The sequence below is a fragment of the Rhodococcus sp. 05-340-2 genome (assembly GCF_002258915.1).
Taxonomy (GTDB): domain Bacteria; phylum Actinomycetota; class Actinomycetes; order Mycobacteriales; family Mycobacteriaceae; genus Rhodococcoides.
This window is the reverse complement of sequence record NZ_NOYU01000010.1, coordinates 114,129-127,778: the sequence shown is the minus strand read 5'-3', so window position 1 is coordinate 127,778 and position 13,650 is coordinate 114,129. Positions and strand designations below refer to the sequence as shown.

Below are 13,650 nucleotides of genomic sequence, written 5' to 3'. Positions count from 1 at the left end.
GTGAGTACACTTCCCTCGTTCGCCCAGCCGCTTCGAATCGGCACACTCACCCTCCGAAACCGATTCGTCTCCGCACCGATGGAGCGCAACTATTGCGAGATCGACGGCACCATGACCGATCGCTACATCGCCTACCTCGAACGCCGAGCCGCAGGCGGAGCGGCCCTGATCTTCACCGAAGCCAGCTACGTCCGCGCCGACGGTAAGGGACGCATCCGACAGATGGGCGTCGACGTCGACGAACGGATCCCCGGAATCAGAAAGATGGCCGATGCGCTTCATGCCCACGGAGCACTTGTCGGCGTCGAACTCAACCACGGCGGCCGGACTGCCCAAGGAAGTGTCAGCGGATTCACCCCCGTCGCCCCGTCGCCCGTTCCCTGCGCGGTCGTCGGCGGCGAGATGCCCGAACAGCTCGAGGAGGACGATATCGAGCACATCATCGAATGCTTCGGTGAAGCTGCCCGTCGATGCCGTCAAGCAGGAGTCGATGTCATCTCCCTGCACGGGGGACACGGCTACCTGATCCACCAATTCCTCTCCCCCGCTTACAATCTCCGTGACGACAAATGGGCCGAGCCCACACTGTTCGTCAACCGCGTCATCGACGCCGTACGCGCAGCAGCTCCGGACGTGGCTCTCGGAATTCGGTTCTCTGCGTTCGAGGGGATCGACAACGGTCTCGACGCCGAGACCACCCGCGCCAGAATCGACGCCATCGACACCGACCGCCTGGACTTCCTCGACGTCTCGGCAGGAAACTACGAAGCTGGCCAATGGATCATCCAGCCCGGCGAGTGGAAGCGCGGACTTCTCGCGCCGTATGCGGAGCAATACACCCGTGACTTCGAGATCCCCGTCGGTGTCGCAGGACGAATCAGCAGCCCCGAGGCCGCCGACGCGGTGATCTCCTCCGGCCAAGCAGATTTCGTGAGCATGGCACGAACCCTGCACGCTGATCCTGACTTCCCGAACCGCGTCCTCGCCGGCGAGCGGTACCGCCCGTGCATAGCGTGCAACTACTGCATCGACTCCCTTGCCGCGGGGCCGATTCCGTGCTCGGTCAACCCATGGGTCGGCCGGGAGATCGACCAACCGAGCCTGCGTGTGTCCGACGCGTTCGCTGCAGCGGTCGTCGGCGGTGGCCCCGCCGGCATGGCGGTGGCGCGTGAACTCGCTCTCACAGGCCATCGAGTGGACCTGTTCGACGAGAGGCCTACTCTCGGAGGTGATTTCGCGCTCGCATCGAGCCTGCACGAGTACCCGGAGTACCGGCAGATCGTGCAGTGGTATCTCGACGAACTGGCCGATCTGAACGTCACCACCCACCTCGGCGAGACCGTCGAGGGGCGAGCGCTGGCCGAGGGGAACTTCGATACGATCGTCCTCGCCACCGGAGGGCGCGGACCTACGATCGACCTTCCGGGTTCACATACCCGCCGCGTGCGAGACGTCCGAGAGTTCCTACTCGCAGCGGAATCACCACCGCCCGCGATCACCATCTTCGGTGCCGACCGCGAAGCAGCAGCAGTCGCCGACGACCTGTTGCAACGCGGAACGCGTGTAGTGATGGTGGGGCCACAGCAGCAGATCGCCCATGACGTAGGGCGGCGCGGCAAGATCGTGCTCCTTCCTCGCCTCGCAGCGGCTGCCGGTCTGACCACGTACCTGTCGTCGATCGTCACCGCCGTCGACCATGGCCGAGTCGAGATCCGCACCGACGGACAGACCCGCTGGGTCGACGCACCCGGCGAGTTGCTCATATCCCACGGCATCGAGCCCCGTACGGATTTGCTGGACATCGCGAGATCCCTCGAGCCGCGTTTGGGAGTTCATACCGTCGGTGATGCAAGCGGCGACGGTGGTTCCATCCACGCTGCACTCGTCACTGCCGCCGACGTGGCTGCCCGCATCACCGTCGACGCGGCTGCAGTCTCGAAGGAACAGGTCGACGCATGACGCTGCCCCGCTCCCGGCCCACCATCGATATCCGCGAGGCCATCCCCGCCATCGGGCTGGGCACGTGGCCACTGACCGGTGGACCCGCCACCGATGCCGTCCTGACCGCAATCGAATCCGGATACCGGTCCATCGACACCGCAGCGGTGTACGAGAACGAGGAGGCAGTGGGAAGAGCATTGTCCGAGTGCATGGTTCCCCGAGGCGAGCTGTTCGTCTGCACCAAACTCCGCGGTACCGACCACGTCTCCGGTGATGTTCGCGGTGCGATCGAACGCAGTATCGACCGACTCGGCCTGGACTACCTGGATCTGTTCCTGATTCATTGGCCACTTCCCAAGCACAACAGGTACGTAGCGGCCTTCGAAGCACTGCTCGACTGCCGTGACGCCGGGCTCGTGCGATACGTGGGAGTATCCAACTTCACCGAGAAACATCTTCGGCGGACAACTGCTGCAACCGGAGAAGCACCGGCTGTCAACCAAATTCAGATGGATCCGACACTGGCACGCCGCCCGATCCGTCGGGTACACGACGAACTCGGCGTCGTGACCCAGTCGTGGAGCCCCTTGGGTCGCGGAGAGGTCGTCGCCTCCGATGTCGTCGCCGCCATCGCAACGCGCCTCGGGTGCACGCCTGCACAGGTCGCGCTGGCCTGGCACCTGCACAACGGGGTGGTTCCGATCGTGAGATCCGCGAACCCGGCCAGACAAGCAGAGAACCTGGCAGCACGCGGGATACAGCTCGCCGACGACGATATCGCCGCACTCGCTGATCTGGACCGGGGCGAATCGGCCGCACGAAATCCAGAGAAAGAGGAGCACTACTGATGGCACTGCGTATCGGCATCGTCGGATGCGGACGGATCGCGCGCAATCACGCCCGAGCCCTGCGGCTGATCGACAGCGTCGAGGTGGTCGGATGCTGCGACACCGATCTCGATCGCGCTCGAAAGTTTCCCGTCGACAACGGCATTGCTTTCGGAGTGCGCAGTGTCGAGGAGTTGATCGCACATGGGCTCGATGCGGTAACCGTCTGCACCCCGCATCCAGTACACGAGCAGGTCGTACTCACCGCAGCCGCTGCGGGTCTACATGTGTTGTGCGAGAAGCCGATAGCAGTGGACCTGGCCGCGGCCGACCGAATGATCGACGCGACCGACCGCGCGGGGGTCACCTTCGGCGTACTTTTCCAGCGACGATTCTGGCCAGCTTCCCAGCGAATCAGAGCTGCCATCGACGACGGACGACTCGGAGTTCCGATGCTCGGGGAAGCCTCGGTCGTTCTGCATCGGCCCTCGGCGTACTACTCGGCGGACGCATGGCGCGGCCGTTGGGACACCGACGGAGGAGGCGTACTCATGACCCAAGCGATCCACCAGATCGACATGCTGCAATGGTTCATGGGCGAGGCCGTGTCCGTCGCCGGTTTCATCCGCACCCACACTCACGGTGACCATATGGAGACCGAAGACTCCGCCTCCGCAGTCATCTCCTTCGCTTCCGGCGGGACGGCGACTGTCACTGCCACCACCGGTGCCAACCTCAACCTCGGCAACCGGGTGACCGTCGTCGGCAGTACCGGTGCCATAGCCAGCGTTCTCGAATTTCCGGAGGGCAGCGAAGGCGTGAACGAGCTGTGGACCGTTCCCGGTGAGGTATCGCTCGGCACCGTGTTCTCCGCGGATACCGATGCCAACCTCGATGTCGACGAGGTCAACGCTGGACTCGCCGACTTTCACACTCTTCAGGTTCAGGACTTCGCCGAGGCGATCCTCACCGGGAGTCGCCCAGCCGTGACCGGACGCGACGCCCGGGCCTCGCTCGCGATAGTGGCCGGAATCTACGAGTCCTCACGGACCGGCCGCGTCGTCGACCTCACTCCTACAACGACACTCGTCTCGGAAGGATCTTGACATGACACCCACCGACAATATCTACGACGTCGTCGTCATCGGGTCCGGTGCGGGTGGTCTGTCGACCGCAATCGCGGCCGCTCGAGGTGGTGCCTCGGTTCTCGTCGTCGAGAAAGCCGATGTCTGCGGAGGTGCCACCGCATGGTCCGGCGGATGGATGTGGACACCGCGCACCAGGTTCGCCCACGCCGCCGGGCTCCATGAAGACCGCGAAACCCCGCGCACCTACCTCGAACACAGACTCGGCGAGAACTTCGACGCCGCCAAAGTCGACGCCCTACTCGACGGTGCACCGGAAATGGTCGAATTCTTCGAGAAGAACACCGCGCTGCAGTTCGTCCCCGGTACACACGTCGCCGACATCCACGGCGACACCCCCGGAGCCGGCACCGGCAATCGCTCAGTGGCTCCGAAACCGGTCGACCTCCGCACGCTCGGACCCGACGTTGCAGTCCTCCTGCGGCGGCAACTCTACGAAACCTCCTTCCTCGGAATGGGAATCATGGCCGGACCCGATCTGCAGGGATTCCTGCACGGCACCAGATCGGTGTCGGCATTCGCGCATTGCGCCCGACGCGTCACCCGACACATGTTCGATCTCGCGACAAAGCGGCGAGGACAGCATCTCGTCAACGGCACAGCACTGGTCGGTCGCTTGCTCCGGTCCGCGCTCGACTCCGATGTCGATATCCGAGTTCGCACCGCAGCGACAGCTCTGATCACCGATGAGAGCGGCCGCGTCGTGGGCGTTCGTCTCACCGGGCCTGATGGTGCCTACAGCGTGCACGCACGCAGCGGTGTCGTCCTGGCGACCGGCGGATTCACCCATGATCTCGATCGTTGTCGAGAGTTGTTCCCGCGCAGCCCATCCGTCACCGAACATCGCACATTGACTCCGGAAACGACCACGGGAGAGGGGATCTCGCTCGGCGAATCGGTGGGTGGACGACTGGATACGTCACTCGCCTCGCCCGTCGCCTACTGCCCGGTTTCGATCATCAAGTATCGCAACGGAAAAGAAGGCGTATTCCCACACATCCTCGATCGCGGTAAACCTGGGGTGATCGGCGTCCTCGCCGACGGGCGACGATTCGTCAACGAGGCGCTGGGATACCACGATTACACCCTGGCGATGATGGACACGGTTCCCGATGGCGAGGAAGTCTGTTCGTGGCTGATCGCGGACCAGCAGTACATTCGCTACCTCCCTCTCGGAATGGCGAAGCCTTTTCCGATCCCCACCTTGCCGTACCTGCGGTCCGGCTACTTGCAGCGCGGAAAGACCGTGCGAGAACTTGCCGAGAAGATCGGAGTGGATCCCGACGGCCTCGACAAAACCGTTGCTGCGTTCAACGAGGGGGCACGAGACGGCGTCGATCTCGAGTTCGATAGGGGAACAACCGCATTCAATCGAGCATCCGGGGATGCGTCGAACCCGTGGCCGAATCCTTCACTGGCTCCCCTCGAGAAGGGACCGTTCTACGCAGTGAAGGTCATCCCGGGCAGCTTCGGCACGTTCGCGGGATTGATCACCGACGCATCGTCTCGGGTCCTCGATGCCGGCGACGAGCCGATTGCCGGTCTTTCCGCAGTGGGCGTCGATCAAGCCAGTGTGATGGGTGGGCACTACCCCTCCGGCGGAATAAACCTCGGACCCGCAATGACATTCGGCTACCTCACCGGCCGTCGCCTCGCCACACAGACAGGAACACCATCATGACGCCAGCTCTGGGGCTCGCCGCGCTCACTGTGCTCGACAGTGCACCACTCGAGCAAGTGGCGCTGGCCGAGAAGCACGGCTTCGACACCATCGGCGTCCGACTGCTGCCCGCTTCCCCAGGGACCACGGCCTATCCGCTGCACGAGAACCAAGCGGATCTCGACGAGCTGGCCCGACGCCTGGCGGACTCCTCGGTCACGGTCTTCGACCTCGAAATCGTCCGTCTGGGAGAGGATTTCCGGTCGTCCGAGTACGAACGCTTCGTGGCTGCCGGTGCACGTCTCGGAGCCAAAGCCGTATTGGTCGGCGGCGATGACCACGACCGCTCTCGGCTCACCGACTCCTACGCGCAATTCGCGGCGCTGTGCGCTGACTACTCGATGGTTGCCAGCCTCGAATTCATGCCCTGGACAGCGGTACCCGATGCCCGCGCTGCACTCGACGTCGTCTCGCAGGCCGACGGTCCCGGCCGGAGCATCCTCATCGACGCACTGCACGTGGACCGTTCGGCGACAACGCTGGCAGAACTGGCCGAGATCCCACGGGACTGGCTGCACTACGCACAGCTGTGCGATGGAAGTGTCCCAGCGCCGACCGAGACGGCCGAACTCATTCGTCACGCCCGCGAAGAGAGACTCGTCCCGGGCAGCGGCGGCATCGACCTCGATGGAATCTGGGCGACGCTACCTGGCGACCTCCCCGTGAGCATCGAGCTTCCCAACGAGCCACTGCGCCAGGAGGTCGGCACCGACGCCTGGCTCGATTCCCTCGTGTCGGCTGCACGGGAGTTGCTGGCACGCAAATGACCATCGCTGCGGAGCGAAGATCGACAACGACAGCACCCACCCACTGAACATCCACGCCGAACTCGCAAACACGACACCCCATCACCGAGCACCGGAAGGTCCAAGAAGGACGTCCGCACTGGGTTTCTGAACTATTTGCGAAGCAGCGTCGTCGACAGGCAAGATCTGCGGCCGGCCTGGTCGATCATCTACGTAGTCGGCGATTTCCGGTGCCAGGGCGGCATCCCGCGAAGCCGCAGAACAGGCGGGTGCGCGTGATGCTGTCCGGACGCGGTTCGGCATGCGGGTGTCGGATCACTCCGACCGGCGACGTGCCCCGAGAAACGCACTCGCAGCGCGCGCCGTCGATCGGCGATCTCGAGCAGCCTGTCCTGGGACTGTGGGCGCGACAACTCCATGATCGACTCACACAGCCACGGCTCGAAATACCGCAGCGCCTCATCCGCACGCACCGATCCCGACTCGTCGGTGAGCACCTGCAACTGGTTTTCGCGCAGCAGGTTCAGCAATTCGTTTTGGTCGATCGGCTCCGGCCCACCCGGTACCGACGGATCGGGATCGATATCGCTCCACCGCTGCAACTCCAGTTCGCAACGACGTGCGTTCGTCTCGATCACCGCAGCGACAGCGTCGGAACTCACACCGTCGGGCAATGCCGCAATCACTTGCGCCGCAGCCGCTTCGAAGCGAGCCCACCCCTGACGATCACCGGTTCGGTGCCACCACGTCATCGCGGCAGCGTGGTCCCACACCCGCACCAACTCCTGCTCCCGTTTGGGTAGAGACCGCATTGCCTCGCCGATCGCGAACCACCGATGCTGGCAATACCTGCGCGCTACATCTGCGGCATGCCGATCATCGGCGCTGCCGGTAATCTGCGCAGTACGCGCCAGCTTCTGATGATGCAGAAACGCTTTTCGTGCTCGGGACACCACCGCCGCGGTCTGCACTCGCGCAGTTCTACGCCTCCCGGGCAACCACGACTCCCAGAACTTCATCACATTCATCGTGTGTCGGACCTTTTCCGCTTCACGGCGGCCGCACCCACGACACAGAGACCGATCTCCCATCCGGTCATCGTTTTCGTGGGGCATCATCGGTATCCCCCTCGTCGAGATCTGCGTCGTCGAGATCCGCGTCGTCGAGATCTGCATCGTCGACGAAGACGAGCACACCGGTCTCGAGCGCGACCGCCCATCGCCGCGGTTGCGCCCAGTCTCGACCGAGGTCGTTCGAGGCCGACAACACATCGACGAAATCCTCGACGATGGTCCCGGCGCAGACCCCGCTCTCAGGTCGAACTACATCGACGACATCACCGATAGCGCGCGAATTATTTGTGTTACCTCCCGACACAGGCATATCGATATCTAAACACTTCGTCGCAAATTTCGCACGGGCGACGGTCCGATCCAGCAACTTTTCAGGCATCAACATCTTCACCCGTGCCCGCGGCTGACACCCGCTCACTTACGATACCTCGCACGGGAACGCAATCACGAAACCGGAACGGCTGAACAGCTCGAAGTACATCGAAAGCCGGCTTCGATCCAGTACTTACGGCAAATTGTGTCGAATCCCGATCCGGATGTCACCGTTGACCAGCACCGCCTCATCTACCGGGTTTTCCTACCTGACATGTTCGAGGCACCGTCACCCCTCGAACTGCGTCGGCAGACTGGTTAACCTTCAGCAAGCACGCAGGGGGCGGGTAACGTACGCCCCCGAATCGGCTCCTCCGTTTCGGATTCCCGACTCCGATCGGCGTCGGATTTCCGAAAGCGAGGAGCTGATCCAACGCGGGGCGCGAACGAAAGAACTCCGACCCCCGGGATCGGGATCGGAGCAGTGGAACCTCCTGACAGGATCGAACCGTTGACCTGCAGTACATAACCGGGTTCAGGAACCAGGCACCGTCGCCGAACGATCGGCGCTGATCGAGCCGGTGTCAGGTGACATAGCGGCATTTGGGACGATTCGGGCATGACGACGAACCGGCAGACGCCCTCCGACTATGGGGACAACGAGCAGAGTCGACCCAGCCTGGATCAGCGCCCCGGACTCGATGAAGTTCCCAGGGGACGGCCGCCGGCGACGGAATTGGCGGCGAACGTCGTTCGCGGCGGTCTGATCGGTCTGGCGGAAACGGTTCCCGGGGTCTCCGGCGGCACGGTCGCCCTGGTCACCGGCATCTACACCAGGGCCATCGCGTCGGCGAAGCATCTGACGGACATCCCCAAGGCCGTGGCGACGAGGTCCGACGTGCGCGCCGAGGTCCGTCAGGTCGATTGGTGGCTGCTCGTCACGGTCGGTGTCGGCATGCTGTTGATGGTGTTCTCGGTGGCGGGAATCATGGCGTCGTTCGTCACGGATCAGCCCGTCCACTCCAAGGCATTGTTCATGGGCATGATCGCGATGTCGGTGGCGATCCCGTTCATGGAGATCACGCGTGGCGCTTTCTGCACCACCCGGTCTCGACTGTCTGCCGTACTTCTGTTCGTCGTTCTCGCTGCCGGAGTCGTTGTTCTCACGTCGTTACCCGGGGTCGAGCCGTCGAGCCCGTCGTTGATTCTGGTGTTCTTCGCCGCGACGATCGCCATATGTGCGCTCGTGCTGCCAGGCGTGTCGGGGTCGTTCTTTCTCCTGGTCATCGGCCTGTATGCGCCGACGCTCACGGCCGTCGACGAGCGGAACCTGACGTACCTGGCCGTCTTCGCGTTGGGCGCTCTGGTGGGGTTGGTCAGCTTCGTTCGAGTGCTCGAGTGGTTGCTGGCGAACTACCACGATCTCGCGATGGTCGCCGCTGCCGGCCTGCTGTTGGGGTCGTTGCGCGCGCTGTGGCCGTGGCAGGGCGAGAACAGAGAGCTGCTGGCCGTCGGCAACGAATGGCCCGCTGCCTTGGGATTGTTCGCCGTCGGAGTTGCGATCGTGGCTGTGGTTGCCATCGCTCAGCGGCGACTGGCAATTACGCGTACGTCCTGACCGAAACGGCAGGCGTAGCCGGCCATCCACGCCCCTCGTCGGAATCCGCACCGCCTGCAGGCGCCGTGAATTCCCGCTAGGGGCGTATGTGCGCGCGAACCCTCCACACCGGCCCCCACAGACACAAAAACCCCGACCCCAGCAGCGGGATCGGAGCAGTGGAGCCTCCTAACGGGATTGAACCGTTGACCGCTCGCTTACAAGGCGAGTGCTCTACCGCTGAGCTAAGGAGGCAGTGAAGCGAGGCAATCATATCCGTTCATCGGACGCTCAGTGTCAACAGGTACCTTGTCGGTGGATCACCCCAGCAACGTGTAAAGACGGTCATGACTTTCCTGCAAGACCTGACGGCTTCGCTGAGCCGTCTCACCGGTGAGCGTCGGGCCACCATCGATACGCCGACCGCTGCACCGTCACCTCTTCGTCCGATCGATCTGACCGACGATGCGTCGGTTGCGGAGGTCTTGGACCTCGCGGTTCGCGTCGGCGAAGTACTACTGGCCTCGGGCACGGCGGCCATGGATACGGCGACCCAGGTGCAGTTCATCGCCGCGACGTACGGCCTCGCACGCTGCGATGTGGACGTCACGTACAACTCGATCACCCTCAGTGCGCACCGCGGCCCGACGCGTCCTCCGGCGTCGACGATGCGCATCGTGCATTACCGCTCGATGGACTTCACACGTCTGGCCGAGGTCGACCGTCTCATTCGTGCCGTGCGCGTCAAGATGGTTCCGCCGAGTGCAGCGCTCGAGCGGCTCGACGAGATCACCAAGGCTCCGCACCCGTACAACCGGTGGATCGCCACCCTCGCGTGGTCCGGCATGGCCGCGGCCATCAGTGTGCTGCTCGGCGGTGGCGCGCTGGTGGCTGTGGTCAGCTTCCTGACAACGATGGTGATCGACCGCATCGGACGCGTCCTCAACCGCGCGGGTCTGCCGTTCTTCTTCCAGCAGGTTGTCGGCGGCTTCGTGGCGGCGACACCGGCGATCACGCTCTACAACTTCCAGGACCAGCTGAACATCAGCATCTCGCCGTCTCAGATCATCGCGGCCGGGGTGATCGTGCTGCTCTCGGGCCTGTCCCTCGTCGGCTCGGTGCAGGACGCGATCACCGGGGCCCCGATCACCGCGGTATCGAGATTCTTCGAGGTACTGATGATGACCGGCGGCATCATCGCCGGCGTCGCGACATCTCTGCGGTTGGCCGCGCTGATCGGCAGCGATCTGCCGCAGATCAGCAACCTGGCGCCACCGGACATCCTGCAGGTCCCCACCAAGGTGATCGCCGGCGCAGCAGCGTCACTGTTCTATGCACTGGCCTGCTACGCCGAGCGTCGTGCCCTGACGGCTGCCTTCATGGGCGGCTTCGCGGGCTCGCTGGTGTACCTGCTCTCGCAGACGCTCAACGTGGGACCGATCATCGCCTCGGCCATCGCTGCCACCGTCGTCGGATTCGCGGGTGGTCTGCTGGCTCGTCGTGCGCTGATTCCGCCCTTGATCGTCGCCGTCGCGGGCATCACTCCTCTGCTCCCCGGCCTGGCGCTGTACCGCGGTCTGTACGCGATCCTCAACGACCAGCTGCTACTCGGCATCAGCTCGTTGTTCGCGGCGTTCGGCGTCGGCTGCGGCCTGGCTGCCGGAGTGACACTGGGCGAGTGGGGTGCCCGCACCTTGCGTCGACCACGCATCATCGCGCGCACCGAGGAACTACTGCGCCCGACGCTTCGCCGCACAGAAGAACCGCGCCGACCGACTGTTCGTCGGCGGCGCGGTACGAGCCCTTCGTAGAAGGCGGAACTCAGGCCTCTGTGCTGGGGGTTCCCTCAGCGGATGCGCGTGCAGCAGCGTCGGCCTCCATGGCCTCACGCAGGCTGCGCGGACGCATGTCGGTCCAGTTCTTCTCGACGTACTCCAAGCACGCGGCGCGGGTGTCTTCACCGAAGACGACACGCCATCCCTGGGGGACCTCGGAGAACGTCGGCCACAGCGAATGCTGGTCTTCGTCGTTGACCAGCACGAAGAAGCGTCCGTCTTCGTCATCGAACGGGTTGGTACTCATCTCGCCTCACTCGTCGCGAACGTTTGATTGGTAAGTCTGCACCGTGAGGTGCCACACGACCCTAGCAACGCAGGTCGGGCCTTGGTGGCGTCAGGCCTCGAGAAAGCCGAGCAGTTCCGCATTGACGGCCTCGGGACGCTCGAGATATCCGTAGTGCCCGGCGTCCGCTATCTCCACGTACCGGGCACCGGGAATGGCGTCGGCCAACTCCTTGCCCAAGTACGGCGGGATCATTCGATCGTCGGCGAACCCGACCGACAGGCACGGCACCGCCACGCCGCGGTAGGCCGCAGTTCGATCGAAATCGTCCTCCATGCCGAGCTGAGCGCGCACTCCGGCGGACGGCGAGGAGGCAGAGAACTCGAACAGGTCCAGCCAGTCGCGTGCCCCGCGCGCGTCACGCAACGTTGCAGGCGACAGGTTCATCACCGCAGTCACCGCAGCCGAGTAGGTGCCGGGAAGCTCGACGCGCTTGTCGTACAGCGCTCGTTCGCCGTGGGCGAGAGTCTTCTGGAACTCGTCGACGCGGGCGTGGCCTGCGAGGAACACTGCTTTACGCACGAGGTCGGGTCTGCTCAGCGCAAGCTCCTGCGCGACGCGTGAGCCCATCGACGTTCCGACGACGTAGGCCTTCTCGTCGCCGTTGCGGACGAGCTCGATCAGGCCGGCGGTGTCGGCGACCATGTCTTCCATGGTGATGCCGTGCGTGCTCTCCGACGACGGAGCGATGCCGCGATTGTCGAACGTGCACACCCGGTAACCCGCTGCTGTGAGAGCGGGCACCTGATGCAGCTCCCACACGCGACCGGGGCTGCCGGTGCCCATGATCAGAACTACCAGGTCTCCACTGCCCTTGACCTGGTAGTTCACGTCGATGCCGTTGATCTTGGCGATAGGCATACGTCTCCTCACTCCTGATGCGTTCGTCGGGGATCGTATCGTTCGGGCCGGGCGCGGGGTTACTCGAACAGCCAGTGGGTACCTGGGTTACATGACTGACGAGAACGTAGCGGGCGAAGCACGCAAGGGATTGCTCGACGGAATCAAGGGCAAGGCCAAAGAGGTCGTCGGCGCGGTGACCGGCAACGACTCGTTGACAGCCGAGGGCCAATTGCAGGCCGCTCAGGCCCGTGAACACAAGGAAGCACAGGCCACGGAGCGGGTCGCCGAGGCGCAGGCCACCGAAGCCGCCGAGGAACTGGCCGACGTGCGCACTGCGGCCGAGAGTCGCAGGGAGGCCGCGGAGGAAAATGCCGCGGTGACCGAGGCGCAGGCAGATCGAGTTCGCGAGACACAGGTGGTCGCGGCCGAACAGAACAAGCGAGAGGCCGTCGCACAGGAGCGCGCTGCCGCGGAGGTCGACGCGACCGCCGAGCAGATCGAGGCCGACGAGGACCGGCGCATCGAGCAGGCCGCCGCGGACTCCGACGAGATGGTGGCCGCACAGAAGCATCAGGAAGCACTTCGGCAGGCCGAGGCCGATCGCAAGAAGGCCGAAGAGCTCCGCAATCAGGCCTGACCCACTACCGCATACCAGGAGTTTCGCTACATGAGCGTTTTAGCCATACCACTGACCATCCTTCGCATTCAGTACAAGATCGCTCGAATTCCGTTGCAGCTCATCGAGACCAATGTGGTCGAGAAGATGAATGCCGAAGCACCCGCCCGGCTGGTGTACGAGCACACGCTCGGATCACTCGACCGTGCCGTCGGAAACCTGTTGGGAGACAAGAACCTCGCCGACCGCGGGGAGACTCTCGTCGACAGCACCGAGAACCGTGCCGAGGCAGCCCGCTTGGACGCCGAGGCTCGGGCCAAGAAGACCGCGGCCGACGACGAACTGAAGGTGGCTCGCGAGACCGCCGAGAAGGATCGCCGCGCAGCCGACGCCGCTGCCCAGGAAGCCGCACGTGACGCCCGCCAGGAGGCCGAGCGACGCAAACGCGAAGCCGCGGAGGAAGCCGAGCGCAAGGCTGCTGCGGACAAGAAGAAGGCCGACGAGCAGGCCGCGGCCACCGCGAAGGCCGCCGAGGATCGCAAGAAGGCCCAGCAGGCTCAGGTCGACAAGCAGGAGAAGCTGGCCGCCGCGCCGTCCGAGGCCGAATTGGCCGAGGCCGCCGAGCGTTCCGACGAGGCCGCCGCCAAGAAGGACGAGGCGGAGCGCATCGAGAAGCTGTTCATCGCGGAGAAGAACAAGGACTGACGCT

Annotated in this window: 13 protein-coding genes and 1 tRNA gene; 9 read left to right on the top strand and 5 right to left on the bottom strand. The window is 64.2% G+C overall.

Annotation, left to right across the window (positions count from 1 at the left end; translation table 11 throughout):
* The 5 genes from CH271_RS04890 to CH271_RS04870 are packed head-to-tail and all read left to right on the top strand — an operon-like array spanning window position 1 to window position 6,400.
* Entirely contained in the window at window positions 1-1,959 is a 1,959-nt protein-coding gene (locus tag CH271_RS04890) for an oxidoreductase (RefSeq protein WP_094632865.1), read from the top strand.
* Window positions 1,956-2,789 carry an aldo/keto reductase gene (locus CH271_RS04885; RefSeq protein WP_094632864.1) on the top strand — a complete coding sequence of 278 codons (834 nt, stop codon included), beginning with the start codon at window positions 1,956-1,958 and terminating at the stop codon, window positions 2,787-2,789. The genes CH271_RS04890 and CH271_RS04885 overlap by 4 nt, the downstream gene beginning before the upstream one ends.
* Window positions 2,789-3,874, top strand: a complete 1,086-nt coding sequence (locus tag CH271_RS04880) for a Gfo/Idh/MocA family protein (protein WP_094632863.1) — start codon at window positions 2,789-2,791, stop codon at window positions 3,872-3,874. Before CH271_RS04885 ends, CH271_RS04880 begins: the two co-directional genes overlap by 1 nt.
* 1 nt (window position 3,875) lies before the next feature.
* Entirely contained in the window at window positions 3,876-5,594 is a 1,719-nt protein-coding gene (locus CH271_RS04875; RefSeq protein WP_094632862.1) for an FAD-dependent oxidoreductase, read from the top strand.
* Entirely contained in the window at window positions 5,591-6,400 is an 810-nt protein-coding gene (locus CH271_RS04870) for a sugar phosphate isomerase/epimerase family protein (RefSeq protein ID WP_094632861.1), read from the top strand. Before CH271_RS04875 ends, CH271_RS04870 begins: the two co-directional genes overlap by 4 nt.
* A gap of 188 nt (window positions 6,401-6,588) precedes the next feature.
* Here the strand turns inward: CH271_RS04870 and CH271_RS04865 are convergent, their stop codons facing one another.
* Together CH271_RS04865 and CH271_RS04860 are read right to left on the bottom strand one after the other, a co-directional pair.
* A complete protein-coding gene (locus CH271_RS04865; RefSeq protein ID WP_141216956.1) occupies window positions 6,589-7,407 on the bottom strand; it encodes a hypothetical protein in 819 nt (272 codons plus the stop codon).
* Between the two features lie 67 nt (window positions 7,408-7,474).
* Window positions 7,475-7,756: a hypothetical protein gene (locus tag CH271_RS04860; RefSeq protein WP_141216957.1), complete on the bottom strand. Its 282-nt coding sequence runs from the start codon at window positions 7,754-7,756 to the stop codon at window positions 7,475-7,477.
* Between the two features lie 627 nt (window positions 7,757-8,383).
* Here CH271_RS04860 and CH271_RS04855 point away from each other — a divergent pair.
* Window positions 8,384-9,382, top strand: a complete 999-nt coding sequence (locus CH271_RS04855; protein ID WP_094632858.1) for a DUF368 domain-containing protein — start codon at window positions 8,384-8,386, stop codon at window positions 9,380-9,382.
* A 159-nt stretch (window positions 9,383-9,541) separates the two neighbouring features.
* Here CH271_RS04855 and CH271_RS04850 read toward each other — a convergent pair.
* A tRNA-Thr gene (locus CH271_RS04850) sits at window positions 9,542-9,616 on the bottom strand.
* Window positions 9,617-9,708: 92 nt separating this feature from the next.
* Between CH271_RS04850 and CH271_RS04845 the strand changes: the two genes are divergently transcribed.
* The gene (locus CH271_RS04845; RefSeq protein ID WP_037194100.1) at window positions 9,709-11,172 is read left to right on the top strand and encodes a threonine/serine ThrE exporter family protein; all 1,464 of its coding nucleotides are present in this window, start codon (window positions 9,709-9,711) and stop codon (window positions 11,170-11,172) included.
* 10 nt (window positions 11,173-11,182) lie between these two features.
* Here CH271_RS04845 and CH271_RS04840 read toward each other — a convergent pair whose 3' ends face one another.
* Both CH271_RS04840 and CH271_RS04835 read right to left on the bottom strand, forming a co-directional pair.
* Entirely contained in the window at window positions 11,183-11,443 is a 261-nt protein-coding gene (locus CH271_RS04840) for an MbtH family protein (RefSeq protein WP_008710007.1), read from the bottom strand.
* Window positions 11,444-11,533: 90 nt separating this feature from the next.
* Window positions 11,534-12,343 (bottom strand): alpha/beta fold hydrolase, encoded by an 810-nt coding sequence (locus CH271_RS04835; RefSeq protein ID WP_037194098.1) that lies wholly within the window; start codon window positions 12,341-12,343, stop codon window positions 11,534-11,536.
* A gap of 91 nt (window positions 12,344-12,434) precedes the next feature.
* Here CH271_RS04835 and CH271_RS04830 point away from each other — a divergent pair, with 91 nt between their 5' ends.
* Both CH271_RS04830 and CH271_RS04825 read left to right on the top strand, forming a co-directional pair.
* Window positions 12,435-12,962: a hypothetical protein gene (locus CH271_RS04830; RefSeq protein ID WP_037194096.1), complete on the top strand. Its 528-nt coding sequence runs from the start codon at window positions 12,435-12,437 to the stop codon at window positions 12,960-12,962.
* 30 nt (window positions 12,963-12,992) lie between these two features.
* Window positions 12,993-13,646: a hypothetical protein gene (locus CH271_RS04825; RefSeq protein WP_094632857.1), complete on the top strand. Its 654-nt coding sequence runs from the start codon at window positions 12,993-12,995 to the stop codon at window positions 13,644-13,646.
* Window positions 13,647-13,650: the final 4 nt, after the last annotated feature.